At 65.2% G+C, this 26,528-nt stretch carries 27 protein-coding genes and 1 pseudogene; 10 read left to right on the top strand and 18 right to left on the bottom strand.

All coding sequences use genetic code 11. From position 1 onward, the window contains the following. The 16 genes from nucS to rho all read right to left on the bottom strand — a co-directional run bounded on the left by nucS (position 1) and on the right by rho (position 15,292). Positions 1–693, bottom strand: a complete 693-nt coding sequence (nucS, locus tag CIMIT_RS04950; protein ID WP_038589999.1) for an endonuclease NucS — start codon at positions 691–693, stop codon at positions 1–3. Positions 694–736: 43 nt separating this feature from the next. Then, positions 737–1,195, bottom strand: a complete 459-nt coding sequence (locus CIMIT_RS04945) for a DUF2550 domain-containing protein (RefSeq protein ID WP_038589997.1) — start codon at positions 1,193–1,195, stop codon at positions 737–739. A 216-nt stretch (positions 1,196–1,411) separates the two neighbouring features. After that, positions 1,412–1,783: a F0F1 ATP synthase subunit epsilon gene (locus CIMIT_RS04940; RefSeq protein ID WP_038589995.1), complete on the bottom strand. Its 372-nt coding sequence runs from the start codon at positions 1,781–1,783 to the stop codon at positions 1,412–1,414. A 9-nt stretch (positions 1,784–1,792) separates the two neighbouring features. Further along, entirely contained in the window at positions 1,793–3,301 is a 1,509-nt protein-coding gene (gene atpD / locus CIMIT_RS04935; protein ID WP_038589992.1) for a F0F1 ATP synthase subunit beta, read from the bottom strand. 3 nt (positions 3,302–3,304) lie between these two features. Beyond that, complete coding sequence (locus CIMIT_RS04930) at positions 3,305–4,279, bottom strand: F0F1 ATP synthase subunit gamma (RefSeq protein ID WP_038589989.1); 975 nt, start codon at positions 4,277–4,279, stop codon at positions 3,305–3,307. Positions 4,280–4,334: 55 nt separating this feature from the next. Beyond that, positions 4,335–5,999 carry a F0F1 ATP synthase subunit alpha gene (gene atpA, locus CIMIT_RS04925; protein WP_038589986.1) on the bottom strand — a complete coding sequence of 555 codons (1,665 nt, stop codon included), beginning with the start codon at positions 5,997–5,999 and terminating at the stop codon, positions 4,335–4,337. Between the two features lie 11 nt (positions 6,000–6,010). Further along, the gene (locus CIMIT_RS04920; RefSeq protein WP_038589983.1) at positions 6,011–6,844 is read right to left on the bottom strand and encodes a F0F1 ATP synthase subunit delta; all 834 of its coding nucleotides are present in this window, start codon (positions 6,842–6,844) and stop codon (positions 6,011–6,013) included. 5 nt (positions 6,845–6,849) lie between these two features. Then, positions 6,850–7,422, bottom strand: a complete 573-nt coding sequence (locus CIMIT_RS04915) for a F0F1 ATP synthase subunit B (protein WP_038589980.1) — start codon at positions 7,420–7,422, stop codon at positions 6,850–6,852. A gap of 54 nt (positions 7,423–7,476) precedes the next feature. Then, complete coding sequence (locus tag CIMIT_RS04910; RefSeq protein ID WP_038589976.1) at positions 7,477–7,722, bottom strand: ATP synthase F0 subunit C; 246 nt, start codon at positions 7,720–7,722, stop codon at positions 7,477–7,479. Between the two features lie 104 nt (positions 7,723–7,826). Beyond that, positions 7,827–8,621, bottom strand: coding sequence for a F0F1 ATP synthase subunit A (gene atpB, locus CIMIT_RS04905; protein ID WP_038589973.1), 795 nt, complete (start codon positions 8,619–8,621; stop codon positions 7,827–7,829). Between the two features lie 429 nt (positions 8,622–9,050). Beyond that, complete coding sequence (locus tag CIMIT_RS04900) at positions 9,051–9,467, bottom strand: hypothetical protein (RefSeq protein WP_038594111.1); 417 nt, start codon at positions 9,465–9,467, stop codon at positions 9,051–9,053. An 81-nt stretch (positions 9,468–9,548) separates the two neighbouring features. Then, positions 9,549–10,709: an MraY family glycosyltransferase gene (locus CIMIT_RS04895; protein ID WP_038589970.1), complete on the bottom strand. Its 1,161-nt coding sequence runs from the start codon at positions 10,707–10,709 to the stop codon at positions 9,549–9,551. A 3-nt stretch (positions 10,710–10,712) separates the two neighbouring features. Beyond that, positions 10,713–11,372 carry an L-threonylcarbamoyladenylate synthase gene (locus tag CIMIT_RS04890; protein ID WP_038589967.1) on the bottom strand — a complete coding sequence of 220 codons (660 nt, stop codon included), beginning with the start codon at positions 11,370–11,372 and terminating at the stop codon, positions 10,713–10,715. Between the two features lie 25 nt (positions 11,373–11,397). Then, complete coding sequence (gene prmC / locus CIMIT_RS04885; RefSeq protein WP_038589962.1) at positions 11,398–12,228, bottom strand: peptide chain release factor N(5)-glutamine methyltransferase; 831 nt, start codon at positions 12,226–12,228, stop codon at positions 11,398–11,400. A 7-nt stretch (positions 12,229–12,235) separates the two neighbouring features. Continuing rightward, positions 12,236–13,309 carry a peptide chain release factor 1 gene (gene prfA / locus CIMIT_RS04880; RefSeq protein ID WP_038589959.1) on the bottom strand — a complete coding sequence of 358 codons (1,074 nt, stop codon included), beginning with the start codon at positions 13,307–13,309 and terminating at the stop codon, positions 12,236–12,238. Continuing rightward, positions 13,310–15,292, bottom strand: coding sequence for a transcription termination factor Rho (gene rho, locus CIMIT_RS04875; protein ID WP_038589954.1), 1,983 nt, complete (start codon positions 15,290–15,292; stop codon positions 13,310–13,312). 468 nt (positions 15,293–15,760) lie between these two features. Here rho and CIMIT_RS04870 point away from each other — a divergent pair, with 468 nt between their 5' ends. Genes CIMIT_RS04870 through mobA form a run of 5 tightly spaced genes read left to right on the top strand, consistent with a single transcriptional unit; the run spans position 15,761 to position 20,921 of the window. Then, on the top strand, positions 15,761–17,539 hold the full coding sequence (locus CIMIT_RS04870; protein WP_038589948.1) for a long-chain fatty-acid--CoA ligase: 1,779 nt from the start codon (positions 15,761–15,763) through the stop codon (positions 17,537–17,539). Between the two features lie 52 nt (positions 17,540–17,591). Beyond that, positions 17,592–18,620 carry a GTP 3',8-cyclase MoaA gene (gene moaA / locus CIMIT_RS04865; RefSeq protein ID WP_038589945.1) on the top strand — a complete coding sequence of 343 codons (1,029 nt, stop codon included), beginning with the start codon at positions 17,592–17,594 and terminating at the stop codon, positions 18,618–18,620. 3 nt (positions 18,621–18,623) lie between these two features. Further along, the gene (locus CIMIT_RS04860) at positions 18,624–19,856 is read left to right on the top strand and encodes a molybdopterin molybdotransferase MoeA (RefSeq protein ID WP_038589942.1); all 1,233 of its coding nucleotides are present in this window, start codon (positions 18,624–18,626) and stop codon (positions 19,854–19,856) included. Between the two features lie 10 nt (positions 19,857–19,866). Next, the gene (gene moaC, locus CIMIT_RS04855; protein ID WP_038589939.1) at positions 19,867–20,346 is read left to right on the top strand and encodes a cyclic pyranopterin monophosphate synthase MoaC; all 480 of its coding nucleotides are present in this window, start codon (positions 19,867–19,869) and stop codon (positions 20,344–20,346) included. 5 nt (positions 20,347–20,351) lie between these two features. Then, complete coding sequence (gene mobA, locus CIMIT_RS04850) at positions 20,352–20,921, top strand: molybdenum cofactor guanylyltransferase (RefSeq protein WP_038589935.1); 570 nt, start codon at positions 20,352–20,354, stop codon at positions 20,919–20,921. Here the strand turns inward: mobA and CIMIT_RS04845 are convergent. Beyond that, on the bottom strand, positions 20,918–21,148 hold the full coding sequence (locus CIMIT_RS04845) for a molybdopterin-binding domain-containing protein (protein WP_051904809.1): 231 nt from the start codon (positions 21,146–21,148) through the stop codon (positions 20,918–20,920). The two genes, mobA and CIMIT_RS04845, sit on opposite strands and share 4 nt — an antisense overlap. A gap of 30 nt (positions 21,149–21,178) precedes the next feature. On the opposite strand from CIMIT_RS04845, the pseudogene CIMIT_RS04840 reads away from it, so the two are divergent. The 4 genes and pseudogenes from CIMIT_RS04840 to CIMIT_RS04825 form a co-directional block, all read left to right on the top strand. Beyond that, positions 21,179–21,547: pseudogene (locus CIMIT_RS04840) on the top strand (nitrate reductase molybdenum cofactor assembly chaperone); the annotation flags it as partial. A 10-nt stretch (positions 21,548–21,557) separates the two neighbouring features. Continuing rightward, the gene (gene narI / locus CIMIT_RS04835; protein ID WP_038589932.1) at positions 21,558–22,328 is read left to right on the top strand and encodes a respiratory nitrate reductase subunit gamma; all 771 of its coding nucleotides are present in this window, start codon (positions 21,558–21,560) and stop codon (positions 22,326–22,328) included. Between the two features lie 42 nt (positions 22,329–22,370). Next, positions 22,371–23,147 carry a molybdate ABC transporter substrate-binding protein gene (gene modA, locus CIMIT_RS04830; protein WP_038589929.1) on the top strand — a complete coding sequence of 259 codons (777 nt, stop codon included), beginning with the start codon at positions 22,371–22,373 and terminating at the stop codon, positions 23,145–23,147. Beyond that, the gene (locus CIMIT_RS04825) at positions 23,144–25,060 is read left to right on the top strand and encodes an ATP-binding cassette domain-containing protein (RefSeq protein WP_051904807.1); all 1,917 of its coding nucleotides are present in this window, start codon (positions 23,144–23,146) and stop codon (positions 25,058–25,060) included. The genes modA and CIMIT_RS04825 overlap by 4 nt, the downstream gene beginning before the upstream one ends. Here the strand turns inward: CIMIT_RS04825 and CIMIT_RS04820 are convergent. After that, complete coding sequence (locus CIMIT_RS04820; RefSeq protein ID WP_038589926.1) at positions 25,057–25,311, bottom strand: MoaD/ThiS family protein; 255 nt, start codon at positions 25,309–25,311, stop codon at positions 25,057–25,059. The genes CIMIT_RS04825 and CIMIT_RS04820 overlap by 4 nt on opposite strands. Before the next feature lie 41 nt (positions 25,312–25,352). Between CIMIT_RS04820 and CIMIT_RS04815 the strand changes: the two genes are divergently transcribed. After that, a complete protein-coding gene (locus tag CIMIT_RS04815; RefSeq protein WP_038589923.1) occupies positions 25,353–26,522 on the top strand; it encodes a molybdopterin molybdotransferase MoeA in 1,170 nt (389 codons plus the stop codon). The last annotated feature ends 6 nt before the right edge of the window (positions 26,523–26,528 follow it).

Genomic DNA, 26,528 nt, shown 5'->3' with positions numbered 1-26,528 from the left:
CTAAAATAGGCGCAGCTCGTCGGATTCGATGCCGCGCAGCTCGTCGTAGTCCAGGGTCAGGCAGCGGAAGCCTCGGTCCTCGGCAAGGGTGCGTGCTTGCGGCTTGATTTCCTGGGCGGCGAATACTCCCTCCACCGGCCGGAGCAGTTCGTCACGGTTCAGAAGCTCCACGTAGCGGGTCAGCTGCTCTACGCCATCGATGCCCCCGCGGCGCTTGATCTCTACGGCCACGGTCTTACCGTCGGCATCCCGCGCGAGCAGGTCGACCGGGCCGATCGCTGTGGGGTACTCGCGGCGAACAAGGCTGTAGCCCTCTCCCAGCGTGGTGATGTGCTCCGCAAGCAGCTCTTGCAGGTGGGTTTCCACCCCGTCTTTGACCAGGCCGGGGTCCTCGCCGAGCTCGTAGGTCGAATCCGCTACGATCTCTTCGATCGTGATGCGCAGCTGCTCGCCCTTCGGGTTCTCTACAATCCAGAGCGCCTCGCCGGTGTCCTCACCGTCGATATCAAGCACTGCTTCTTCCTTCACCGTGCACGGCGGCGTCATCCAGTTCAATGGCTTGTAGGCACGGTCGTCGGCATGCACAGAGACCGACCCATCAGACTTGAGCAGGATCAACCGCAGTGCAGACGGCAGGTGTGCCGCGAGGCGGCCGACGTAGTCGACAGAGCAACGAGCTATGACAAGACGCATGCCCCACAGACTACCGCCCGGGCAGGCGGTGAAGGCAAGCAGGCTAGGCCTTGCCGCGCTGCACCCGCTGCGTCAGCGCGCGGATGTCTATCCGCTCTTGTCGACGATCCGGCGCGGACTCCACCCAAGAAATCAGCGCCATCTCGACGTGGCGCTCGGCAGCGAACTCGAAATCGCCCTCCGGGCAGGTCAGCTCCAGTACTGTTGTGACGCCGGGCATGATCATCCGCTCGTCCGCGCTCAGCTCGCGCACGCCGTTGAACGTCAGCTCGCGACGATCAAAAGACACGTCGTAATTCGACGACAGGGAGCGCAGTTTATAAAACTGCAGCTCCTCCCCCGTGTACTTGACCACCCCGTGGCGCCAGCCCCGCACACCCGTGGCGGGCAGCTTGCGGATCAACCCGCGTGCACCCGCATTACGGAACATGGCAAAACGCCACATGGCGATGCCCGCGACGCCAACGACGATAAGCAGCACCACAGAGAGGATGATCTCCATGACAACCTCCCTGCAAGATTTCAATATTTGGCGTCGACCCCGTCGACTCAGCCGGTACTTCGTCGTTCAGCAGTAAATCCTACTTCGCGCCTCGACGGTTGCCAACCGCACACTTGTCGTGCAACACAATGCGAAGCACCCCCGCCTACCTTGCGGTATGCGGGGGTGCTTGCGGTGGTACGGGCGTGTGACGCCCCTCCTTGTAAGGCGAGTGGCCTAGCGCGACTCGTTGCGGCGCACCGCAGCGAGCTCCGCCTCGGACCTGTGCTTCACGTCCTCGTCCTGTGCCTCCAAGCCGGATTCTGCCTCAGCAGAATCAACCTCGTCGGCAAAGATCGCGTAGTCAGCAAGGACGGTCACCTTATCGCCCTGCACGGAGAGGAACCCGCCCTGCACAGCGGCGACGATGCGGTCGCCGCTGATGGGACGGATGGTCACCACACCGTTCTCCTTGAGCTGGCCAAGGAACGGCTCGTGACCTGGCAGCACGCCGATCTCACCTTCGATGGTCTGGGCGGTGACGATGCTGGCCGGACCCGACCAGAGCATACGATCCACCGACACCAGTTGAGCGGTAAGTTCAGCCATGTCTGCCTCCTAGCCCTGCAGCTTCTGGTACGCAGCCTCGACGTCGTCGAGACCACCAAGGTTGCTGAAGGCCTGCTCCGGGTAGGCGTCGAACTCGCCCTCGCAGAGCTTGTCGAAGGCCTCGATGGTCTCCTCGAGCGGCACGTAGGATCCCTCGTCGCCGGTGAACTTCTTCGCGACGAAGAAGTTCTGGCCGAGGAAGCGCTGCAGCTTACGTGCACGCATAACGGTGATCTTGTCCTCTTCGGACAGCTCGTCCATACCGAGGATGGCGATGATGTCCTGCAGCTCCTTGTTCTTCTGCAGAATACCGATCACCTTCTGCGCGACAGCGTAGTGACGCTCGCCGACGATGCCCGGCTCCAGGATGCGAGAGGTCGAGGTCAGCGGGTCCACTGCCGGGTAAATACCCTTGGAGGCAATGGAACGCGAAAGCTCGGTGGTCGCATCCAGGTGGGCGAAGGTGGTTGCCGGTGCCGGGTCGGTGTAGTCATCGGCCGGCACGTAGACAGCCTGCAGCGAGGTAATGGAGCGGCCCTTGGTGGAGGTAATGCGCTCCTGCAGGACACCCATCTCGTCAGCCAGGGTGGGCTGGTAGCCCACGGCGGAAGGCATACGACCCAGCAGGGTCGAGACCTCGGAACCGGCCTGGGTGAAGCGGAAGATGTTGTCAATGAACAGCAGCACGTCCTGGTTCTGCACATCGCGGAAGTACTCCGCCATGGTCAGGCCGGACAGAGCGACGCGCATACGCACCCCTGGCGGCTCATCCATCTGGCCGAAGACAAGGGCGGTATCCGGAAGGACGCCCATGTCCTCCATCTCGAGGAAGAGGTCGGTGCCCTCACGGGTACGCTCGCCGACGCCGGCGAAGACGGAGGTACCGGAGAACTCGCGGGCAATACGGGTAATCATCTCCTGGATGAGCACCGTCTTACCCACACCAGCACCACCGAAGAGGCCGATCTTGCCGCCCTTCACGTACGGGGTGAGCAGGTCGATGACCTTAATGCCGGTCTCGAGGATCTCGGTCTTGCCCTCGAGGTCCTTGAACGCCGGGGGCTCGCGGTGGATGCCCCAGCGCTCGCCGTCCTGGCCCACGCTCGGGTCGTCCAGGCACTGGCCGAGTGCGTTGAACACGTGGCCCTTGACCTGGTCGCCGACCGGGACAGAGATCGGGTTGCCGGTGTCGCGCACCTTCGCGCCACGCACCAGGCCGTCGGTCGGAGCCATGGCGATGGTGCGCAGGAGGTTGTCGCCCAGGAACTGGGCAACCTCGAGCACGATCGTGCGGGACATGCCCTCGAGCTCAATGTCGACCTCGAGTGCGTTGTACAGAGCGGGCAGCTCGCCGCGCGGGAACTCCACGTCGACGACTGCGCCAATTACGCGAACGACGCGCCCGTTGTCAGAACCCGCCGGGTTCTGCGCGGACTGTGCCTCGCGGGCTTGTGCCTGGGTGTCGGCCTCGCCCGTTGGCTCATCGTTGCGCTCATCAAAAGATTGAGCAGTAGTCATGATTTAGTCACTTTCTCCACTACCGGACAGCGCACCAGCGCCGCCGATAATCTCGGTGATTTCCTGGGTGATTTTTGCCTGACGGGCTTGGTTAGCCTCACGCGACAGGTTATTCGCCAGATCGGTGGCGTTATCCGTCGCGTTCTTCATCGCCGTACGGCGAGAAGCGGACTCCGCAGCCGATGCTTCCAAGAAGATCGAGTAGAGCGACCTGGAAACATATGTCGGAAGCAGCTCGGTCATGAGCGTGTCCGGATCCGGCTCGAAGCTCATATCCGGGTGCACAGCACCGGTCTGCTCCAACATGCTCTTCTGCTCGTACTCGAATTCCTCGAGGACGGGCTCGATGGGGAGCAGCTGGTGGACGTGTGCTTCCTGCGAGAGCATGGACACGAACTGGGTGTAGACAACGTGTACCTGGTCGAAACCACGCACTGCCTGACCCTCGGGGCCGTTGAGCCCCTCGCGCCACTTGGCGGAGTCCTCGGAACCGGCCATGAAACCGTCGATCATGTGGCGACGCACATCGTGCGTCTCCTCCCACGACGGCTTCTGCGACCAGCCGGTCCATGCACCAGCGACATCCATGTCACGGAAACGGTAGTGAATTACACCCTTGTTTCCGGTGATGTAGCGAACCACCTCGTAGCCGACGTCCTTGAGCATGCGCTCAAGCTCGGCCGCCTTCTTCAACACGTTGTGGTTGTAGCCGCCAGCCATACCGCGGTCGGAGGTGACCACGAGGATTGCTGCGACTCGACCGCTCTCACGCTCACGGAGCATGGGGTGGTCGAGGGAGCTCGCAGCCGCGAGGCGTTCCATGACGTCTTGCATCTCGTCCGCGTACGGCTTTGCCGCTGCGACGCGAGCCTGGGCCTTGGTGATCTGCGAGGTCGCGATCAGCTCCTGGGCCTTGGTGATCTTCTTCGTAGAGTTGACTGACCGGATGCGGTCACGCAATTCGCGAAGTGTTGCCATGGTGTGTGTTCCTCCCTTCCTTTATGTAGGTCCTAAATTTCCGCTTGCCGCAGAACTAGGATTGGCTGACTTTGAGCTGGTTCTTGGATACCTCGCCAGCATCCAGGGGCTGAGCCTCCGGCTCGCGCACGATGCGCTCACCCGAGGAAGCCTGGAAGGTGCGGGAGAACTCTTCGTTCACGCGCTTGATGGCGTCCTTCGAAGCGTCGTCCAGCGCCTTGCCACCCTCGATCTGCGAGTAGACCTCGGGAGCGGAGGAGCGGATCGCATCCTGCAGCTCGGCCTCGTAACGGCGCACATCTTCGACGGGAACGACGTCGAAGAGACCCTCGTTCGCGGCCCAGATGGAAACAATCTGGTACTCGACTGCCTGCGGCGCGTTCTCGGACTGCTTGAGCAGCTCGACGAGGCGCTGGCCACGCTCCAGCTGCTTCTTGGAAGCAGCATCCAGGTCGGAAGCGAAGGCGGCGAATGCCTCGAGATCGCGGTACGCGGCAAGGTCCAGACGGAGGTTACCGGCGACCTTCTTCATACCCTTGGTCTGTGCGGCACCACCGACACGGGAGACGGAAATACCCACGTCGATAGCCGGGCGCACGCCCTGGTTGAACAGGTCGGACTGCAGAAAGACCTGGCCGTCCGTAATGGAGATGACGTTGGTCGGAATGAACGCGCCCACGTCGTTAGCCTTAGTCTCGATGATCGGCAGCGCGGTGAGCGAGCCGGCACCCAGCTCGTCGTTCAGCTTCGCTGCGCGCTCCAGCAGACGGGAGTGCAGGTAGAAGACGTCACCCGGGTAAGCCTCGCGGCCCGGCGGACGACGCAGCAGCAGCGAGATGGCACGGTAGGCCTCAGCCTGCTTGGTCAAGTCATCGTAGATGACCAGGACGTGCTTGCCCTGGTACATCCAATGCTGGCCCAGGGCGGCGCCCGAGAACGGTGCGAGCCACTTGAAGCCTGCAGAGTCGGACGCCGGTGCAGCCACGATCGTGGTGTACTCGAGCGCGCCGTGCTCCTCCAGAGTCTTGCGCACACCAGCGATGGTGGAGCCCTTCTGGCCCACCGCCACGTAGATGCAGCGCACCTGCTTCGACGGGTCACCGGTCTCCCAGAACGCCTTCTGGTTGAGGATGGTGTCGATGCAGACCGCGGTCTTACCAGTCTTACGGTCACCAATGATGAGCTGACGCTGGCCGCGGCCGATCGGGGTCATGGCGTCAATCGCCTTCATACCCGTCTGCAGCGGCTCCTCGACCGGCTGGCGGTCGAGCACGCCTGCAGCCTGGAGCTCCAGGGCACGCTCTTCTTTGGACTCGATCGGGCCGAGGCCGTCAATCGGCTGACCCAGGGGGTTGATTACGCGACCAAGGAAGTCCTCCCCAACGGGGATGGACAGGACCTCGCCCGTCCGCTTGACTTCGTCGCCTTCTGTCAGGGACTCAAAGTTACCCAGAACCACGACACCGATGGAATCGGTCTCAAGGTTCTGTGCGACGCCAATGACGCCATTCGGGAACTCGAGCAGCTCGTTCGTCATGCACCCTGGCAGCCCGGAAACCTGGGCAATACCATCTGCAGCCGAAGTCACCACGCCGACCTCCTCACGGGAGGCCTCCGCGGAGTAGCTCGAGGTGTAGTTCGCTATCGCGCTACGGATCTCATCGGAGGAGATCGTCAGCTCCGCCATGTTCTTCCTGCTCTCGGTAGTTTCTTCCAGCATTATCTTCGTTCTTAGAGGGTCGCGTTCGCGGCAACGTCGGTGCGCAGGCGGGCAAGCTTGCCGCGCGTGGAACCGTCAATTACCTCATCGCCAACACGGATAACCATCCCGCCGAGGAGGCTGGGGTCAACCTCGGAGTGGATAGCAATCTCACGACCGTAAATCTTCTCAAGCTTCTGCGTCAGGACGTCACGCTGAGAGTCGTTAAGCCCCTCAGCAGTGGCGACACGTGCCACGGTCTTGCCGCGCAGGTCGGCGAACTCGGTGGCCAGTGCCACCAGGTCGTCCACCGGGTTGTGACGCGGCCGGCCGATGACCTGCAAAGCCAAAGCCTCGGTGAACATCGTCACCTTGCCGTAAATCACGTTAGCCAGCAGCCCTCGCTTCTTCTCGGACACCGCAGTGCGGTCCGACAACAGCTGGGTCAGATCCTTCTCGCGCTCCAGCAGAGTGGAGAGCTGGTACAGCTCCCCCTCTACCTGCTCGAGCTTGCCGTCCTTCTCAGCACCGCGCGCAATCGCGCGACGCCCAAGGTTGACAAGCCCGGTGCGGAACTCGCGCGGCGTAGACCACTCCTGCTCCGCTGCTGCCAGCAGAATCTGCAGGGTCGGCTCCGCGACCTTCCCACCAAACACGTCGCGCATGACGCCGGTGCGCTGTTCGCCGGTGACCGAGCTATCGGCAACGGCGATGCGCAGCGCGCGCTCCCCGTCGAGCTGATCAACGATGAGGAACAGTTCCGCGCCGACGTTCATCGCTGTAGCGACGGCGTTGTCGGAGTTCTGGATCAGCTGATCGAGCTGTTCCGAGACCTTTGCTTGTGCTTCGCGACTCGCTGCCTTCATCTCGCCTACTTTCTCGTCGAGACGTTGTCGAGCTCAGAGAGGAAGGAGTCGATCGTGTTCGAGCGACGGGTCGAATCCGACAGCTCGGTGCCCAGCAGACGCTCGGCGAGGTTGATCGAGTTCTGGCCCAAGTCGTTACGCAGCTCGGCAACGACCTGCTCACGGGAAGCCAAAAGCTGCTTCTCTCCAGCTTCTACAATGCGCTTGGACTCGGCCTCAGCGCGCTCACGGGATTCCGCCTCGATCTCCTTGCCCTTTGCACGGGCAGCTTCACGGATCGCAGCGGCCTCGGCGCGTGCCTCGGCGAGCTCTGCATTGTTCTTTTCCAGGGCAGCCGACGCTTCAGCCTGGGCAGCCTGAGCGCGCTCAATGCCACCCTTGATTTGGTCTTCGCGCTCCGCCAACACTTCCTGGAACTTCGGAAGCACATACTTCCAGAAGAGCAAGAAGACGATGATGAAGACGACAAGCGACCAAACCACGTCGTACGCAGCGGGGAAGAGAATGGAAGGCTCCGACGTAAACGGAATGTCCTCCGACCCTTCAGCCGCCACGAGAAATTCGTTGACGTTAGTCATTGGTTGCTCCTGTTCTAAAAAATGGACTCTTATCGCTAGGTTGGCTAGCTCTTCTTAGAACAGGAAGCCGGCAACAAGGCCGATGAGGGCAAGTGCCTCAACGAAGGCGATACCCAGGAACATGGTGGTACGCAGCTGGCCAGCCATCTCCGGCTGACGTGCCATGCCCTCGACGGTCTTGCCGACGAGCATACCGATACCGATACCAGGGCCGATGGTTGCGATGCCGTAGCCGATGGACTGCAGACCGTCGAAAGCGGTGACAGTCTCGTTTGCCTGGGCGAGGATGATGTCGTTCATGTGAAAGTCGTTCCCTTTCTAGGTGCTCCCCCGCGTCCTTAGTGCGGGAGGGCGAGTGACAATGTGGAGGGGTTATTCAGTTAGGCCAGTTGGTCGCGCCTTTGTTAGTGCGCATCCGCGTGCAACGAGAGCTCAATGTAGACCGCCGTCAGCAGAGCAAAGATGTATGCCTGCAGGAAGATGATGATCAACTCGTAGAGCGTGAACAGGATCGCTGCAATGATGGTCAGGCCACTGAGCCCGGTCCATGCGTTGAGCTGCCAGAAGAAGAAGTTCGTGGCAGAGTACAGCAGAACCAGAATGATGTGGCCGGCCAGGAAGTTCGCCATCAGACGAAGTGCCAGGGTGACCGGACGCAGAATGAACGTCGAGAAGATCTCAATCGGCACCACCAGGATGTGGAGGAACCAAGGCAGTCCAGGAATGACGGTGGAGTGCTTGAAGTAAGCAATGCCGTAGCGCTGCACGCCTGCGTAGATCATCGCAATGTAGGCAACACCAGCCAGCACGATCGGCATACCGATGCGCGCGTTAGGCGAGATGTTGAGGAAAGGAATGATCGTCGCAGCATTCATGAACAGCACGGTGAAGAAGATGGTGGCGATAAGCGGAAGGAATCGCTTGCCGTCCTTCTTCCCCAACGTGTCTTCTGCGATGTGGATGCGGACAAAGTCCACACCCATTTCTGCGAAGTTTTGCAGCCCCTTAGGAACCAGCTGTGGCTTCCTAAAGGCAATAGCAAAGAGGATCACAAGGATCGCTGCCACAAGGAGGCGAACGAGCATGATGCGATCCAGCGCGAACCATCCATTGGCAAAGTCTTCACCAATGAACTGGCCGTACGTGTGCCCCGGGAAAAATTCTGGACCAAGTTCGGGTGCGTGAAAACTACCCTTCATGGCCAAAGTTGTAACGCTCAGCGTTCTCTCCCGTTCTCGGGCCGCATCCGGTGTGAATGCGGTGCGATGGACGTCTTCATCAAAGCTGTCACCCGCGGCGGACTCCGTCGCACATCTGCTACCGCGGGGACAGGGGAGTCTTTAAAAGGCAGCGTGAGCCAGCTTTCGCTGAGCAGCCCCCTGCCTCAAGTATGCCCGTCGGATACTTTAACAGGTCGTCGTGAGTTTCCTGGACTTTGGGGGCCATGCCACCTATGTGTCATTACTTCCCACCCGTTTTCGGGGTAAAATGGCACCACAACCAGCATGTTTACACCCCTGTAATGTCTGTCACATACCGCCAAACAGGGGTAGTTGTTCGCGGCCATGCGCTACCCCGCCGTCGCACGCACCCAAGGCACTTGCCGACGAGCGCTGCGCCCCCACCAGCTAGCTCAGGTAAGCAGTGCGCGAGGTGATCACGCCCCACGCCTCCGCGGTGAGCGCCACCACGAGGGCGGCCAACGTGGTCACAGCAAAAGCGGTGTTGTCGTAGAAGTCGAACCCGCGCAGCCACACGAAGAGCAGAATCAAGACCACCATCTTGACTAGCCAGCCACCAAGCACCACCGCCATGGTCATGCTCGGGGTCGAGTTCGACGTGGCCAGCACCGTTGCCGCGGTGGCGAGCACGAAGCCGCCGCCGATCGCCACGCCCATGAGCACGCCCCAGATGCCGGGCAGCTCGCGCGCCGCGCCCCATGCCATGAGGCTGATCAACGTCAGCGCCACCAGCGCGCCCGCGGCGATCTTCAGCGCACGGGTAATAGGCAGTCGCTGGTCGAGGAATTCCTCGGTGTCACGCACCTCGAGGTCGGGCTGTGCATTGCTGGGGTCCGGCGTGGAAGTACTCACGATGCGACATCTTACCCAACGGCCAGCGCTTCCCTATTGCGCGTTCCCCCGTGGCATACGCGTCGGCCCGATCTTGCCCGCACGGAGCGGCACGAGCGTCAGCAGGAACGCGGCAAGCAGGAGCACGAGCGTAAAGATCACCGCAGCGCGGGTCGGCACCACCGAGAAACTCACCGCACCGAAGGCTACGGCCGCGACCCAGAGGTAGAGCACCACTACTGTGCGACGGTGCGTGTGCCCAAGCCGCAAAAGCCGGTGGTGGATGTGGCCCGAATCCGCGGCAAAAGGGCTTTGGCCACGAGCGGTGCGCCGCACGACGGCCCACAGCAGGTCCACCACCGGCAACGCGATCGCGGCGAGCACCACGATGATCGGACTGACCAGCGCCACCAGATCAGCAGTCCCGTAGAGGGACATGTTGATCTTGCCGGAGGCAGAAATCGACGCCGCGGCGAGCAGCAACCCGATGAGCATCGCGCCGGAGTCCCCCATGAAGATCCGCGCGGGCTCAAAGTTGTGCGGCAGAAAACCCGCACAAATCCCCACCAGCGCGGCACAAATGATCGCCGGCGGATAAGCAGAGACCGCGCCGCCCTGCTCGTGCAGCACGGTGAGCGAAAAGACGAGGATCGCGCTTCCCGCGATCATGCCGACGCCTGCGGCCAGCCCGTCGATGCCGTCGACGAAGTTCACTGCGTTGACCAAGAGCACGGTGAAGATCGCGCCGAGCGCCATACCTTGGACCTGGTCCAGGATCAGGGTCGTGCCCTCGCCAAAGGGCAGAAAGAAGACGGTAAAGGAGATGCCCATGACGCTCATGACGATGGCGGCGAGGAACTGCCCGAGCAGCTTCGTTAGGGCACCGAGTTCGTAGAGGTCGTCGACAATGCCCACGACCACGATGGCGAAGGCTCCCGCGAGCACCGCCGTCATCTCCGGGGTAATCGGCGCGAACCCGCGGGTTAACGCGGGCAGCTGCTGGGCTAAGAAGACGGCGCAGACGAAGCCTGTGAACATGGCGAGACCGCCAACTGAGGGGGTGGGCTGCGTGTGCACGTCGCGTTTGCGGATCTCCGCGACCCTCCCAGTGCGCACGAGCAGCGAGCGCACCGGCCCGGTGGCCAAGTAGGTAATTGCCGCCGCGACCAGGAGCACCAGGCCGAGCTCGCGCAGCGGCACTCCCGCTCCGGTCATCTCCTAGCGCCTCCGCAACTGCTCCGGGTCAAGGTTCAAGACTTCACCGATGCGCTCGGCGCTGATCGCCGCCTCGCGCAGGATCACCGGCTGCGGCCCGGAGATGTCCACGATCGTCGACGGCTCCCCCACCTGCGCGTCCCCGCCATCGAGGTAGATGCCAACGGCGTCACCGAACTGCTGCTTCGCGTTCGCGGCGTTGAGCGCCGGCGGGTTGCCCGAAATATTCGCCGAGGACACCGCCATCGGCCCGGTGCGCTGCAGCAGCTCGAGCGCGAGCGGCTGGTTCGGCATGCGCAGCAGCACGGTGCCGCGCGTATCACCGAGGTTCCACGGCAGGCTGGGCGCCTCCGGCACAACAATGGAGAGCCCGCCGGGCCAAAACGCCTCGACCAGGATCTTCGCGGTGTCCGAAAACTCGCGCACGAGTCCCTGAATCGTGGTCCAGGAGCCAACCAGCACCGGCACCGGCATATCCGGGCCGCGCCGCTTGGTGGCAAGCAGCTTCGCCACCGCGTCGTTGTTAAACGCGTCCGCGCCGATGCCGTAGACCGTGTCGGTGGGCAGCACGATGCACTGGCCCGCCTGCACCGCGTCCACTGCGGCGCTCAGGCCTGCTTCGCGCTCGTCCGGCTCGAGACAGTGATAGATTTTGCTCCCCATTGGGCTCCTTTACTCCCGTATCGGATTAAAGCTTACTCGCACACACAAACCGCTCCCGCCCGGCCAGATCCCGCAGCGGCTCTGGGGCGGTAAAGCCGCCCGAGGCGGCGATGATCGCGCGCGTGCTTTGCGACGTCGCGTCGTCGTGCTCCACGCCCAACCAGCCACCCGGACGCAGCAGTTGTGCTGCGACCGGGACGAGTCCGCGGATGGCGTCCATGCCATCGGGCCCGGAGAAGACCGCCTCGTGTGGGTCGTGGTAGACCTCAGGGTCCAGGTCGGGCGTTTCCGGCACGTACGGCGGGTTCGCCACCACCAGATCGACGCGTCCGCGCAGCTCCGGGAGGAGTCCCGGGTCGGTCATGTTGGCGTCGATAAGCGAAAGGCGCACGTTGTGGCTGGCTGCATTGCGCGCGGCAAACTCGCGTGCGGTGGCCGAAAGCTCGACGGCGTACAGCTGGGCTTCGGGGATGTGGTGGCCGATGTAGATCGGCAGCGCCCCGGAGCCGGTGCCCAGGTCCACCACTGTGGGGCTGGGGATATCGCGGAGGGTGCGCACCGCCCAGTCCGCGAGCACCTCGGTCTCCGGGCGTGGGATGAATACTCCGGGGCCGACCTCCAACTCGAGGGGGCCAAAGGGCGCGGTGCCGGTGATGTGCTGTAGCGGTTCGCGGGTGGCGCGTCGCGCGACGGCGGCCTCGAAGGCCTGGGAGAACTCCTCTGTGACCTCGGCAAACAGCACGCCCATCGGGCTGGTGCCGGCGATGTGGGCGGCGAGCAAGCGGGCGTCGACGTCGGGGGTGGGCACGCCGGCGTCGGCAAGCAATGCCGACGCCCGCGCGAGCACCTCCCGCATGGCGGGCCTACTCTGCTTCAAGGCGCTCCTGGCGCTCGTGGGCCTGCAGGGCGGTGATCAGGTCGTCCAGGTTGCCGTCCAGCACCGAATCCAGGTTGTTGGCCTTGAAGTTGATGCGGTGATCCGAAATGCGGTTCTCCGGCCAGTTGTAGGTGCGGATGCGCTCGGAGCGATCCATGGTGCGCACCTGCGAGGCGCGACCTTCGGCCTCCGCGGCCTCGACCTTCTCGCGCTCGAGCTGCTCAAGGCGAGCCTGGAGCACCTGCATCGCACGCGCGCGGTTCTGAATCTGCGAGCGCTCGTTCTGGCAGGTCACCACGATGCCCGTGGGCAGGTGGGTGATGCGCACCGCCGAATCGGTGGTGTTCACGCCCTGGCCGCCCTTGCCAGAGGAACGGTAGACGTCAACGCGAATGTCTTTTTCATCGATGTTGACGCTCTCGATCTCGTCGGCCTCGGGGAAGACGTACACGCCCGCCGCGGAGGTTTGGATGCGCCCCTGCGACTCGGTGACCGGCACGCGCTGCACGCGGTGGACACCGCCTTCGAACTTGAGCTTCGACCAGGCACCGTCGCGGGAAGGGTTCTTCGCCTTGACCGAGACGGTCATGTCCTTGATCCCGCCCAGGTCGGTCTCCGCGGCGTCGAGCACGTCCCACTTCAGGCCGTGCTTCTCGCAGTACTTCTGGTACATGCGGGCCAAGTCGCCGGCGAAGAGCGCGGCTTCCTCGCCGCCTGCGCCTGCCTTGAGCTCCATGATGACATCGTCGCCGTCGTGCTCGTCGCGCGGCGCGAGCAGGTCAGCGAGCTGCTCCTCCAGCTCCACGATCTCTGCGGCGAGGCGCTCGGCCTCCTCGGCGAACTCCTTGTCCTCGCTGGCCATCTCGGAGGCGGCCTCGTGGTCGTCCTTGGCCTGCTGGAGCGCGTCGTTAGCCTTGATGATCGGCTGCAGCTCCGCGTAGCGCTTGGACAGCTTGCGGAAGAGCTGCTGGTCCGAGGTCACCTCCGGGTCGCTCATTTGCGCCTGGATGCCCTGGTATTCAGCGACGTAGTCATCAACCAGTGAGACTTCGTTTGCCATTTACTTGTACTCCTCCGAGTCCTGGTCAGCGACCATCGGCGCGGAGTTAGCCACGCCCATGAGGAACTCACCGTTGGATTTCGTCTTCTTCAGCTGCTTAATCAGCATATCGATCGACTGCTGCGGATCCAGCGCCGACAGGATACGGCGCAGTTTGTGCATCACGCGCGCCTCCTCCGGGCTCATCAACAGCTCGTCCTTGCGGGTACCGGAGGGGTTGACGTCCACTGCCGGGAAGACGCGGCGCTCCGCGATCTTGCGGTCCAGCTTCAGCTCCGCGTTGCCGGTGCCCTTGAATTCCTCGAAGATCACGGTGTCGCCGGCCGAGCCGGTCTCCACCATCGCGGTGGCGATAATCGTCAGCGAGCCGCCCTCTTCAATGTTGCGGGCAGCGCCCAGGAAGCGCTTCGGCGGGTACAGGGCGTTCGAGTCCACACCGCCGGAGAGGATGCGGCCGGACGCCGGCGAGGAGTTGTTGTACGCACGGCCCAGGCGAGTGATCGAGTCGAGCAGGACGACGACGTCCTGGCCCATCTCCACCAGGCGCTTCGCGCGCTCGATCGCCAGCTCCGCAACCGCGGTGTGCTCTGACGGCGGGCGGTCGAAGGTCGAGGCAATAACCTCGCCCTTCACACTGCGCTGCATGTCGGTGACTTCCTCGGGGCGCTCGTCCACCAGCACGACCATGAGGTAGCACTCCGGGTTGTTCGTCGCGATCGCGTTGGCAATGTTTTGCAGGATCGTCGTCTTACCGGCCTTCGGCGGGGAGACGATCAGCGCGCGCTGGCCCTTACCAATCGGCATGACCAGGTCGATCACGCGTGTGGTGAGGATCTTCGGCTCGGTTTCCAGGCGCAGGCGCTTGTTCGGGTACAGCGGGGTGAGCTTGTGGAACTCGGCGCGCTGCTTCGCTTCCTCCGGGTTCATCCCGTTGACGCTGTCGACGCGGACGAGCTGGTTGTAGCGCTGGCGGTTGCGGCCCGAGCCGTGCGAGTGGCCCTGCCCGTTCTGGCGGACCTGACCGATGACCGCGTCGCCTGCGCGCAGCCCGTTCTGCCGCACAAGCTTCTGGTTGACGTAGACGTCAGCGTTGTTCTTGCGGTAGCCGGTCGTGCGGATGAACGCGGCATTGTTATCCACGATATCCACGATGCCGGCGACTTCCTGCAGCTCCTCCGGGTCCAGCTGCTGGTTGTTGTCCTGCTGGTTGTGCTGGTTATCGCGGTTGCGGTTCCGGTTCCGACGGTTGCGGCGCCCGCGGCGGCCGCCCTGGTTGCCGTCATCATTGTTGTCCCGGTTGTTGTCCCGGTTGTTGTTGCGCCCGCCGCGGTTGTTCTGCTTGTTGTTGCGGCCGCCGTTGTTGTCACGGTTGTCCCGGTCGCGCTGCTTCCCGTCGCCCCCGTGGTCCTGCTCGTTGTCGCCGTGCTGATCGTTGCCGTGCTGATCGTTGCTGTGCTGGTTGTCGCCGTGCTGATCGTTGTCGTGGCGGGCCCGGTTGCGGCGTGCGCGGCGCGCGGCGGAGCGGGACTCGTACTTTTGGCCGCCCTGCTCAGACTTCTCGTTCTGGCCGTCGTGATCGCTGTCCTGCTCGCGGTCCTGCTTCTTTGGCTTGTCGCCCTTCGCAGGCTTGTCGGACTTCTTGTCCTCAGCGTGCGGCGCGGCATCGTTGGCGTTGTCCCCAGCGTCCCCGTCGGCGGGCCCTGCGGCGCGACGCGACGCGCGGCGGCGCTGGCTGGCAGCGGGCGCGTCGTTGTTCTGCTCAGCGGTGGCTGCGCCCCCTGCGTCCCCCGCGGCCTCAGCGGCTGCGGCGCGTGCCTTGCGCGGCACCTCGCCGGTCACGATGGCCTGGATGAGGTCCCCCTTGCGCAGCGCGGAGACGCCCTTGAGCCCCTTTTCTGCGGCGATCTTGCGCAGCTCGGGGATTTTCAGTGCGGAAAGTTCGGCAGTGTTGCCGGTAGCTGCCGCGTTACTCGTGTCGGTCACGAATGTCCTTTCGTCGCTTAACCAGTTTCTTCTCCTACCCCGCGGGCGTGTCCCGCACGGGCAAACTGGAAGCTTTCCGTGTGCAGTATGGAAAAACTGTGAAGCTGTTGATGACGGGCAAAGCCGCCACACTCCCACCCCTTTAAAACATGGCCCAGCAGTGTGGTGTGCCGGTCTGCCCTCCCCGTGAAGACCTTTGCGGCCCATCACAGCTCGAATCGCCCTGGGAGGTAGCGGGGTTAGGTGGGTGCGCCCGTTACAGCATTGCCCAGTGGCGCGAAATCTGCGTCTGAAGGCCAAGCAGTACGCGCATATCTCACCGGTGTTGGCGTGAAGCGGTGCTGCGGCGTGTCTGGGCACGGTTGCAAACCCGGGAGTTAGTGTAACGCATCTTTGCCAGATCGTAATCTTGGCCCCGCGGCTTCGCCCCCACTTTTGCCCTGCACGCTACGGGCTAGACTGAAACGCATGCTTTCAACGATGCAGGAAGTGCCCTTCTCTGTCGCGCAAATTTTGCGTTATGGCTCGCAGACGCACGGCTCGACCAAGTGCACAACGTGGCGCGCCACTGGCGCGGAAGAGTGCACCTTTGCGGATATCGGGGCGCGCGCAGGCGCGTTCGCCAACGCCTTGCACGATGATTTGGGCATCGACGGCGACCAGAGGGTGGCCACCTTTATGTATAACTGCGCCGAGCACCTCGAGGTGATGTTCGCGGTGGCGGCCAAGGGAGCTGTCTTTACCCCGCTGAACATTCAGCTGATGGAGGATCAGATCGCCTACATCGTGAACCACTCGGAGGCGAAGGTCATCGTCGCGGACCCGCGGCTCGCCCCCAAGTTGGGCCGGCTGCTGCAGCTGTGCCCGCTGGTGGAAAGAGTGGTCTTCACCGGCGCGGACCCACTTTCGGAGGTCACCGATAAGTCCGCGCCAATGCCCGAGTGGGTGCAGCTCGAGAGCTATGAAATGCTTCTCGACGGCCGCAGCACCGTCTTCCCCTGGCCCACCCTGCCCGAGAATACGGCCGCCGCGCTGGTGTATTCCACCGCGACGACGGGTGCCCCGAAGGGAGTCGCGTACTCGCACCGCTCGCTGTGGCTGGAGGCGACGAGCCTGCGCGCGATGGACTCCCTTGCTGTCACCCACGGCGAGTCTTTCCTGTGCTGTATTCCGATCTACCACGTGTTGAGCTGGGGCGTGCCCTTTGCTGCCTTCCTCGCGGGCGCACCGCTGGTACTGCCGGATTCGGACATGTCGGCGCCTAACCTCGCCAGACTTATCGCCTCTACCCACCCGCGCGTGGCCCACGGCGTGCCTACCCTGTGGATCCAGCTCATGGTGCACTACCTGCACAACCCGCCGGAGCGCATGAGTCTGCAAGAGCTTTTCGTGGGTGGGTCCCCTGCCCCACCGGCGCTGATCAAGATGTGGGAGGAGCGCTACGGCGTGGACGTAGTGCACGTCTGGGGCATGACGGAGACCTCCACGGTTGGCACGGTCGCGCGCCCGCCCTCGGGTGTGTCCGGCGAGGCGCGCTGGGCCTACCGGATTTCCCAGGGCCGCTTCGCCCCCTCGCTGGAGTACCGCGTGGTCAACGACGGGGAGGTTATGGCCTCCACCGACCTCACCCAGGGTGAGATCCAGGTGCGCGGCAACATCGTGGCCAAGGGCTACTACCACTCGCCCACACAGGAGCCGGGCGAGATTGCCTCCGAATTCCGCGGGGAGACGATTACGGATGCGCGCAAGCACTTCACTGCCGACGGCTGGCTGCGCACCGGCGACGTGGGCACGGTGACCCACGACGGGTTCATGACGCTCTACGACCGCGCCCGCGACGTCATCCGCTCAGGCGGCGAGTGGATCTATTCCGCACAGGTGGAAAACCTCATCATGGAATCCGAGGTGGTCATCGAGTGCGCCGTCATCGGCATCCCGGACAAGAAGTGGGGCGAGCGCCCGCTCGCGGTGACCAAGCTGATCCCGGGCATTGAGGGCACGGCGCGTACCGCCGAGCGCCTGCGCGAAGGCCTGTCCGCGGTGCTGCCGAAGTGGATGGCACCCGAGTACTGGACGTTCGTGGACACCATCGATAAGACCTCGGTGGGCAAGTTTGACAAGAAGGATCTGCGCAAGCACCTGGCGCGCGAAGAATTCGACATCATCGCGCTGCCCGGCCCGGGCAACCGCTCGCACGGCAACCCGTCCTCCGCCGAGGTGGAGGCCGCCCACCCCGCCAAGGACTAAGGTTTTTACCCCGTCTTCTCGTAGATATTCGGCAAGCTATAGTGGGGACACTATGCCCACTACACGCACGCTGGATGATCAATACGGCCGCACCGCCCGCGACCTGCGCGTCAGCCTCACCGACCGCTGTAACCTGCGCTGCACCTATTGTATGCCCGCAGACGGCCTCGAGTGGATGCCCACCGAGCAGGCGCTGACCGACGAAGAAACCATCCGCCTGATCCGCCTCGCGGTGGAAACACTGGGCATCCACCAGGTGCGCTTTACCGGCGGCGAGCCGCTGCTACGCAAGTCGCTCGAAGAGATTATTGCGGCAACAAAGAAGCTGCGTATCGACGGCAGCGGCGCCGCCCCGACGACCGCGCTGACCACGAACGCGCTCGGGCTGGCCAAGCGCGCCGACGCACTCGCCGAGGCAGGCTTAGACCGCATCAACGTTTCCTTGGACACGACCAGCCCCGAGCTTTTTGCCCGTCTGACCCGCAGGGACCGCATCCAGGACGTCTTCGCGGGTATCGACGCCGCGCTTGCCGCAGGCCTGACCCCAGTCAAGGTCAACGCCGTGGTCATGCCGGGCGTGAACGAGGACGGCATCCTCGACCTCGTCGACTTCGCGCTGGACAAGGGCCTGCAGCTGCGCTTTATCGAGCAGATGCCGCTCGGCCCGCGCGAAAAATGGAAGCGCGGCGACATGGTCACCGCCCACGAAATCCTTTCCCGCGTGGAAGAACGCTTCACCCTCACCCCTGCGGAAAAGCCCCGCGGCTCCGCGCCAGCAGCGCTGTGGAATATCTCGGACGAGACCCGCGAGGGCACGCTCGGTGTCATCGCCTCGGTGACCCACCCATTCTGCGGTGCCTGCGACCGGACACGGCTCACCACCGACGGCGCGATCCGCGCCTGCCTCTTTTCCAAGACCGCCGACGAGGTCTCCCTGCGAGACCTCATGCGCGCCGGGGCGAGCAACGAAGAGCTCGCAGACGCCTGGGCGCAGGCGATGTGGCTGAAGAAGCCGGGCCACGGCATCGACGACGTCGGCTTTTTGCAGCCGGAGCGCACCATGAGCGAAATCGGCGGCTAGACCATGAGCGACCGACCCAGCATCGCTGCACACCTCGAGCGGGTGCTCGCCCTTGCCACACCACGGATCACCCAGGACGTGCCGCTCGATCAAGCGGCAGGCCACGTGCTCGCAGCACCGGTGAAAAGCCGACTCGCGGTGCCGCCTTTTGCGAACTCCGCCGTCGACGGGTTTGCCGTCCACGCAGCTCACCTGCGCGGCGAGGGACCGTGGACGCTCCCGGTCGCAGGCGACGTGCCGGCGGGCTCGCCCGCAATCGACTGCCCGGCGGAACACGCGATTCGCGTGATGACGGGCGCGCCCATTTCCCCGGCGGATGCTGGCTCCGACGTGGTCGTCATCCCCGTCGAGCAGACAGACATTCCCCGCGGACCACACCCGCTGCCCGACCAGGTCACCATCACGCAAGCGGAACCAGGCCGCAGCCATATCCGCGCCGCCGGGGAGAACGCCAAGCCCGGGGACACAATCGCGCAGGCCGGGCTCCGGGTCGACGCGGGCACGCTGGCCGCGTGCGTCTCTACCGGGGTGCGCACTGTGGACGTGTACGCGCACCCCACCGTCGCCGTCGTCTCCACCGGCAGCGAGCTGGTGGCCTGGCCCGGCGAGGTGCGAGGGGCGCAGATTCCTGATTCGAATTTGCCGATGCTGGCGGAGCTCGCGGCGTCGGCAAGCGAGCACCGTGCCCGCGTGCTGCGCTACCACGTTGATGACGACGCCGCTGCCGAGGCCACGCTCCGCCGCGCCGCGGCCGAGGCGGAGGTGGTGATTACTTCGGGCGGGGTCAGCGCCGGTGCCTTCGACATCGTGCGCGAGGTCACCTCTGCCGACGGCGGCATGTGGTTCGGCAAGGTCGCGCAACGCCCGGGCACCCCGCAGGGCGCGGGGATGTTTGCCGGTACCCCGCTTGTGTGCCTGCCGGGCAACCCGGTCGCGGCCTACGTTTCTTTCCTGCTCTACGGTGCCCCGCTTATCGCCGCGCAGGCTGGCGTGACTCGCGGCCTGCGTTTTGCAGAGCGCCCGCATATCCTCGCCGACCGGGCTGCGGGTTTTGTCAGCACGGCAAAGCCGGAGATGACCCACGCTGTGCCGGTACGACTACGCCAGGACGGTGCGCGCACGGTGGCAGAGTCCTTCGCCCCGGCGACTGCGTCGAGTTTCGTGGCATCGTTGTCGGGAATAGATGGGCTGGCCCTCGTGGACGCGCCCGAAGGCCCGGTCAAGGTTTATGTTTAAAGGAGCAACAATGCAATTTACCCACCTGGATTCATCCGGCGCGGCCTACATGGTCGACGTGACTGAAAAGCAGCCGACGGTGCGCACCGCCACGGCCCAGTGCGAGGTCGCCTGCTCGCCAGAGGTGCTCGAGGCGCTCGCCAACGGCACCGTGCCCAAGGGCGACGTGCTCGCCGTGGCGCGTGTGGCCGGTATTGCCGCTGCGAAGCGCGTGCCTGACCTGCTGCCGCTGGCGCACACGATCGGCGTGCACGGCTGCAAGGTCGACCTCGAGATCAAGCAGGACCACGTGTTCATCGAGGCCACCGTCCGCACCGCCGACCGCACCGGCGTGGAGATGGAAGCGCTGACCGCGGTGAACGTCGCCGCCCTGTCGGTGGTGGACATGGTCAAGGGCGTCGATCGCTCCGCCTACATCCGCCGCTGCGGGATTACCGCCAAGTCCGGCGGCCGCTCCGGCGACTGGTCCCGCGAGCTGCCGGAGGCCTAACTGCCTTGCAGCCCGCACACTCGCTCGGCGTGGTGATCCTGGCCGGCGGCCGCTCGACCCGCATGGGTGCGGAGAAGGCACAGGTCAAGGTGGACGGGCGCCGCCTCATCGACCGCACCCTAGCCTCCTTCCCGGCACACGATCAGGCCGTGGTGGTCTCGCCGTTCCCACTCGACCTACCCCTGAGCCAAGTCACCGAGGACCCGCCCTTCGGCGGCCCCGTCGCCGGCATCCACGCCGGAGTCCAGGTTCTCGACACCGACCTGATCGGCATCCTCGCCGTCGACGCACCCGATTCCGGGTCGCTTCTGCCCACCCTACGCGAGGCTCTTTTGCGCGAGGCGAGCGCACACGCCGCCGTCACCCGCGCCGCCGACGGCTACCTCCAACCCTTGTGCGCCATCTGGCACCGCGCCGCGCTTCTCGACGCGCTCGCGCGCACCGGCACGCGCGACGTCGCAGCCAAGCGCCTCTTGCAGCCGCCGACGCGCATCGTGCAGGTGCTTGGCGACGGCAACGAGCAGGACTACGACACCCCCGAAGCACTCAGCACGCTCGGCGAGGTCGAGCTCTAGCTCACCCACTCAGTCAGGCTTGGCCAGAGCCGCAGGATGACGGTCAGCGTGTCGCGGATGCCGCCGCGCGAGCTGGGCGCGTTGACGATCAGGCTGCCGCCGGGCTCCCGCGAGGTCAGCCCCACCACCCCGCGGCATAGCCCGGCGCGCTCGGAGTGCGCAAGGCCCTCGATCAGGATGTTGGTCTCCACGCCGTGCAGGCGCGTTGAGATGCGCTCCAGGCTCACCTCCGGGGTGAGGTTGCTGGGGCCGAGCCCGGTGCCGCCATCCTGGCGTTTCGCCAGCAGCTGGCTGCGCTCGGCGTCGAGGAGCTCTCTGATGAGCTACCCGACCACCTGTGTGTCGTGCTCGAAGCACTCGCGCTTGCCGACGCCTCCGTAACCGACAACGCCGTCGCCATGGTGGCCAGCCACCGCGACGGCATCGAGGTACTCCGCCGCGCGCTGAGCGACCTGGGCTCGCCGTACGCGCACGTGATTACCGCGCTGTGCATGGCGCTGCCCGAAATGGCTCCGGAGACGGTGCAAAGCTACGTCAACCTGATCCGGCAGGGCCCGCCCGCCGAGCTCGTCGGTATTGAGACCCAACCCCTTCCCTTCCCCACCGCAGTCCCCCAACACAGTTAGGACCTGAACCATGACCGGCATTGAAGCATTCCTGTGGGTGGCCTTCCCCTGGCTGGCCATCGCCGCTTTTGTCATCGGCATCATCTGGCGCTGGCGCTACGACCAGATGGGCTGGACCACGCACTCCTCGCAAATCTACGAGTCGAAACTGCTGCGCCTTTCCTCCCCGCTGTTCCACTGGGGCATGCTCTTCGTGATCATCGGCCACCTCATGGGCCTGGCTATCCCGAAGAGCTGGACCCGCGCAATCGGTATTAGCGACCACGCCTACCACCTGATCGCCACCATCCCGGGCACCATCGCCGGCGTCGCCGTCGTGCTCGGTATCTTCGGCCTGCTGTACCGGCGCGTGGTGAATCGCTCGGTGTTTTTGTCCACCGCCACCTCCGACAAGGTGATGTATGTTCTGCTGGTTGCGGCACTGCTCTCCGGCTTCATTGCCACCGTGTCCACGCAGGTTTTCGGCCAGGCCGGCGGGTACGACTACCGCGAGACCATCTCGCCGTGGATTCGCCAGCTGCTGATCTTCAACGCGCAGCCGGAACTCATGGCGGATGTGCCGTGGCAGTTCAAGCTCCACGTTGTGGCAGGCTTCACGCTGCTCGCGGTGTGGCCGTTTACCCGCCTGGTACACGCGTTCTCCGTGCCGGTCGGCTACTCCACCCGCCCGTACGTGGTCTACCGCTCCCGCGGGGCGGAGGTGCAGAGCCGCCGTACCGAGGACCAGTGGAGCCCGATCCGCTCGAACGAGGCGCAGCTCAAGCGTGAAAAGATGCTCTAACATGTAGGCATCCAATAACTATCAGTCCTAGTTGGAGTTGACATGCGTTTTTCTCGCGCCGTTGCCCTTCCGGCGGCAGCCATGCTCGCGTTTTCCGTCGCTGCCTGCGGAAGCGGCGAAACCACGGGCACTGCGGCCTCCAGCGAGGCACCGGATGCCGCCACCGAGCTCACGGTGCTGGGTGCCGCGTCGACGCGTGTGCTCAACGAGGACCTCGATGGTTTAAGCGAGGACTCGCTGACTTTCGTCAACGCGGGCTCCTCGGCGCTCGTGCAGCAGCTTGCCGACGGCGCCCCGGGCGACGTATTCATCTCCGCAGACGAAAAGCACATGGACGATGCCGTCGAGGCGGGCCTCGTGCGCGACCCGCAGGTCGTAGCGACCAACTCGATGGTGTTGGTCGTGCCTAAGGGCAACCCGGCGGGCATCGAAAGCGTCCACGACCTGGAGAACGAGGACGTCAAGCTGGTGCTCTGTGACACGCAGGTCCCGTGCGGCGCGGTGTCCGAGCAGCTCACCCAGGCGAACTCGCTGGAGCTCAACCCAGTCTCGCTCGAGCACAACGTGGCCGACACGCTGGGCAAGGTCGTGACCGGCGAGGCGGACGCCGCCTTTGTCTATCGCACCGACGCCGCGGCCGCGGGAGATGAGGTCGAGATCATCGACATCCCTCACGCGGAAGAATTCCCGAACTCGCTCGTCGCCGGAGTGGTAATTACCACCGAGCACCCGGACGATGCCGCGGCGCTGGTCGAGCTGCTGGGCAGCGATAAGGCTGCATCCCTCTGGGAGAAGCACGGATTTACCCCCGCGGCATGACGGGCACGCGCACTGCCTCGCCGATCACGCCGCTTCCACAGCCCAGCACCAAAGCGGTGGGGGCGCTCGCGCTGTTCGCGCTGGCGCTGATCGTCCTGCCGGTGTTCGCACTCGGCGTCCGGGTCCCCTTCGACCGACTCGGCGAGATCCTCACCAGCACAGACACCCACGACCTGCTGCGCGTGACGCTTACCTCTGCAGTGTGCGCGAGCGTCATCGCCATGGTGCTCGGCGTCCCGCTCGCGCTATGGCTGCAGCGCCTCAGGCGCGGCGCACGCCTGGCCCGGCTGCTTGTCCTGTTGCCGCTTGCACTGCCGCCGGTGGTGGCGGGCCTGGCCCTTTCCGCCTTCATTGGCCGCCGCGGCATCGCCGCCCCACTCTTAGACCTGCTGGGCTGGCAGTTCGCCTTCGCCTTCCCTGGAGTGGTGGCCGCGCACGTGTTTATCGCGCTGCCCTTTGTGGTGATCACCCTGGATGCGGCGCTGCGCCAACTCGACCCGGAGATCACCTCCTCGGCCGCCGCCGTGGGTATTACACCGGCGAGAACGGTGCGCCAGATCATCTTGCCCGCGGTTGCCCCCTCGCTGGTCTCGGCGGCCGGGCTCGCGTTCGCCCGCTCGCTAGGGGAATTTGGTACCACGCTTACCTTCGCCGGGTCCATGCCCGGCACCACCCGCACTATGCCGCTGGGCATCTACCTTGCCCGCGAGGTCGACGCCGAGGTTGCCTACGGACTCTCGGCCATACTCATCGGCCTGGCAGTGCTCACCCTGGCCGCCACCGCCCTGCCCGCGCTCTTTTCCAAGCGCGCTCCGGCACAAAAAGCCCGCGCCACCGGCACAATCGACGTCGCACGCCTCCGGGAGCTCACCCGCCCGGCAGGCGGCGGCAGCGACGTCGAGGTCGAGGGCGTGCACTTCCCCGCCAACACGCTCACCGCTTTGGTCGGGCCCAACGGCGCGGGCAAGACTACTCTCGTCGGCCGCATCGCCGGCAGGCTGCGCGGTGCCTCAGTAACCGTGGGTGACCGCCTCGTCGACTCCGCCGACACCCGTCCGGTCCCCGCTTATCAGCGCGGGGTGGTGCTGTTGACCCAGAACCCGGGCCTGCCGCCGACCGCGACCGCGAGCTCGGCGATCACCATGGTCACGCGCGACCCGCAGCGCACCGCCGAGCTCCTTGACGCCGCCGGGCTTGCCGAGCTTGCCGACGTCCCCGTCCGCGCGCTCTCCGGCGGTCAAGCAGCGCAGGTCTCGCTCGTGCGCGCGCTGGCCACCCGCCCCGCTGTACTCATCCTGGACGAGCCGCTCGCGGCTATCGACGTCGACGCCGCCGCCCAGTGGCGCCAGGTCCTCCACGCTGCGCGCCACGACCGCACCACCGTACTGATTACGCACAACGCCCTGGACGTACTGGCGCTCGCCGATCACATCGCGGTGATGGGCCGCGGGCGCGTGCGCTCCTTCCGCCCGGCATCCGAAGAAGTCGAAGCCCCCGCCTCCCGCTTCGCCGCGCGCTTAGTCGGCGCCAACCTGCTGGCGGGCACCGTGGGCGAGGACGGCACTTTCGTGTGCGCCTTCGGCGCGCTCGCTGGCCTGGATCTTTCGCCTTATCCTACGGGTACCTCACTGCGCGTCACGTTCCCGCCCGAAGCGCTCACGCTCGTAGGTCCGGGCAAGCAGGCCGAGCATGGCTGTGTCTTCGATGCGAGCGTGCACGCCGTCAGCGTGCTGCCAAGCGGTGGGGCCAGTGTGACAATGCGCCCGCCGCAGGCCGACGACGCCGAGGATGCGCACGAGTATGCGCTGTCTCTGCTCGTGGACCAGGAAACAGCCGTCCGAGCCAGCGTCTCCCCCGGGGCGGAGCTTTCTTGCGCGCTGGATGCAGCCCAGGTGCGGGTGACTGTGGTTTAGCCGCCCGCGAACGGGGGCAGCACGTCCACCCGCTGCGCGCCGGCGAGTGAGGCATCCGGCTCCGCGCGTTTGCCGTCAACCAAGAAGGTGCAGCGCGGCACGATGTCGGCCAACGTTTGGCCGGCGTCGGTGGCGCCGGTGTGGCGCGACGTGGCGTCGGCAAGCAACTGCTCGAGCGTGGCGAACTCCCCGACCTGCTCGACGGCGGTGCCGGCGGCGGCGCGTGCGGCGGCGAAGTAGTGGATCTGCATGCCCACACCATACCGCCCGGCGCGCGCCGTACCATGGCCCCATGAGCAGAACCCCAGAAGCCCACTTCGATGCAGTCGCGGCCGCGCTCGGCGCGCGAGGACACGAAACGCTGTCTCCGTTGGAGGCCGCCTCGCGCGGCGCGGTGCTCGCCGCAGATGTGACTGCAGTGCGCGAGCAGCCTGCCTTTGATAATTCGCAGATGGACGGCTACGCGGTCGGATCGACTCAGGCGCGCACCGCGCGCGTCGGGGCGACGATCGCGGCGGGCGACGACCCGGCGACCGCCTACCCAGAGGGACTGGGTAACACCGCCGTACCCATCATGACCGGGGCGAAGCTGCCGGAGGGCACGCACGCGGTGATCCCTGTCGAGCGCTGCGAACCGGCGGAGTTTCTCGCGGAGGGCGAGACGGTGCGGCTTCCCGCGACCGAGGATGGCGTGTTTGTGCGCCGTGCCGGCTCCGATATTGCTGCGGGTGATGTGCTCGCCCGTGCGGGTGCCCAGGTCACGCCGGCGCTCGTGGGGGCGCTGGCCAGCCAGGGGATCGATAAAGTCAACGTGGTGCGCGCGGGTCGCATCGTGATTGTCACCGGCGGCGCCGAGGTTGCCCACGCACCGCAGCAGGCGGGCACGGCGACGATCCCGGACGCCAACGGGCCGATGCTGCGGGCGCTTGCTGCCCGTCACGGGATCGAGGTGGCCGCGCACGTACGCACCAGCGACGAGCCAGACGTGCTGCGCGAAAAGGTGCGCGCCGCGATTGCGGAGCACCAGCCGGATGCGGTGGTGACTTCGGGCGGGATCAGCCACGGCAAGTTCGAAGTCGTGCGCCTCGCGTTCCCGGAGGGTTGGTACGGACACGTCAGCCAGCAGCCGGGCGGCCCGCAGGGCCTGAGCGCCTGCGATGGTGTGCCCGTGATCGGCCTGCCGGGCAACCCGATCTCTACGCTGGTGAGCTTCCGGCTCTACGTCGCGCCCCTGCTCGGGCACGCGCCCGCGATGTTGCGCGCCCCACTCGCCTGCGCGGTCGCCGGGATCGAGGGCCGCGAGCAGTTCCTACGCGGCCGCGTAGAAGAGGGCGTGGTGCGCCCCATCGGCGGCGCGAGCTCCCACTTGCTGGCCCAGGGCGCGGCGGCGCAGTGCCTGATCCGCGTACCCGCCGGCGCGGAGCTGGCCGCGGGCGAGCTGGTTTCCGTCTACCCGCTGTAAGGTGGA

The organism is Corynebacterium imitans (genome assembly GCF_000739455.1).
Taxonomy (GTDB): domain Bacteria; phylum Actinomycetota; class Actinomycetes; order Mycobacteriales; family Mycobacteriaceae; genus Corynebacterium; species Corynebacterium imitans.
This window is presented reverse-complemented; position numbering and strand designations above follow the sequence as displayed.

Excerpts from the sequence above, each read along its gene's own strand:
- nucS (WP_038589999.1), bottom strand. The coding sequence starts at position 693 with ATGCGTCTTGTCATAGCTCGTTGCTCTGTCGACTACGTCGGCCGCCTC.
- CIMIT_RS04945 (WP_038589997.1), bottom strand. The coding sequence starts at position 1,195 with ATGGAGATCATCCTCTCTGTGGTGCTGCTTATCGTCGTTGGCGTCGCG.
- CIMIT_RS04940 (WP_038589995.1), bottom strand. The coding sequence starts at position 1,783 with ATGGCTGAACTTACCGCTCAACTGGTGTCGGTGGATCGTATGCTCTGG.
- atpD (WP_038589992.1), bottom strand. The coding sequence starts at position 3,301 with ATGACTACTGCTCAATCTTTTGATGAGCGCAACGATGAGCCAACGGGC.
- CIMIT_RS04930 (WP_038589989.1), bottom strand. The coding sequence starts at position 4,279 with ATGGCAACACTTCGCGAATTGCGTGACCGCATCCGGTCAGTCAACTCT.
- atpA (WP_038589986.1), bottom strand. The coding sequence starts at position 5,999 with ATGCTGGAAGAAACTACCGAGAGCAGGAAGAACATGGCGGAGCTGACG.
- CIMIT_RS04920 (WP_038589983.1), bottom strand. The coding sequence starts at position 6,844 with ATGAAGGCAGCGAGTCGCGAAGCACAAGCAAAGGTCTCGGAACAGCTC.
- CIMIT_RS04915 (WP_038589980.1), bottom strand. The coding sequence starts at position 7,422 with ATGACTAACGTCAACGAATTTCTCGTGGCGGCTGAAGGGTCGGAGGAC.
- CIMIT_RS04910 (WP_038589976.1), bottom strand. The coding sequence starts at position 7,722 with ATGAACGACATCATCCTCGCCCAGGCAAACGAGACTGTCACCGCTTTC.
- atpB (WP_038589973.1), bottom strand. The coding sequence starts at position 8,621 with ATGAAGGGTAGTTTTCACGCACCCGAACTTGGTCCAGAATTTTTCCCG.
- CIMIT_RS04895 (WP_038589970.1), bottom strand. The coding sequence starts at position 10,709 with ATGACCGGAGCGGGAGTGCCGCTGCGCGAGCTCGGCCTGGTGCTCCTG.
- CIMIT_RS04890 (WP_038589967.1), bottom strand. The coding sequence starts at position 11,372 with ATGGGGAGCAAAATCTATCACTGTCTCGAGCCGGACGAGCGCGAAGCA.
- prmC (WP_038589962.1), bottom strand. The coding sequence starts at position 12,228 with ATGCGGGAGGTGCTCGCGCGGGCGTCGGCATTGCTTGCCGACGCCGGC.
- prfA (WP_038589959.1), bottom strand. The coding sequence starts at position 13,309 with ATGGCAAACGAAGTCTCACTGGTTGATGACTACGTCGCTGAATACCAG.
- CIMIT_RS04870 (WP_038589948.1), top strand. The coding sequence starts at position 15,761 with ATGCTTTCAACGATGCAGGAAGTGCCCTTCTCTGTCGCGCAAATTTTG.
- moaA (WP_038589945.1), top strand. The coding sequence starts at position 17,592 with ATGCCCACTACACGCACGCTGGATGATCAATACGGCCGCACCGCCCGC.
- CIMIT_RS04860 (WP_038589942.1), top strand. The coding sequence starts at position 18,624 with ATGAGCGACCGACCCAGCATCGCTGCACACCTCGAGCGGGTGCTCGCC.
- moaC (WP_038589939.1), top strand. The coding sequence starts at position 19,867 with ATGCAATTTACCCACCTGGATTCATCCGGCGCGGCCTACATGGTCGAC.
- narI (WP_038589932.1), top strand. The coding sequence starts at position 21,558 with ATGACCGGCATTGAAGCATTCCTGTGGGTGGCCTTCCCCTGGCTGGCC.
- modA (WP_038589929.1), top strand. The coding sequence starts at position 22,371 with ATGCGTTTTTCTCGCGCCGTTGCCCTTCCGGCGGCAGCCATGCTCGCG.
- CIMIT_RS04825 (WP_051904807.1), top strand. The coding sequence starts at position 23,144 with ATGACGGGCACGCGCACTGCCTCGCCGATCACGCCGCTTCCACAGCCC.
- CIMIT_RS04820 (WP_038589926.1), bottom strand. The coding sequence starts at position 25,311 with ATGCAGATCCACTACTTCGCCGCCGCACGCGCCGCCGCCGGCACCGCC.
- CIMIT_RS04815 (WP_038589923.1), top strand. The coding sequence starts at position 25,353 with ATGAGCAGAACCCCAGAAGCCCACTTCGATGCAGTCGCGGCCGCGCTC.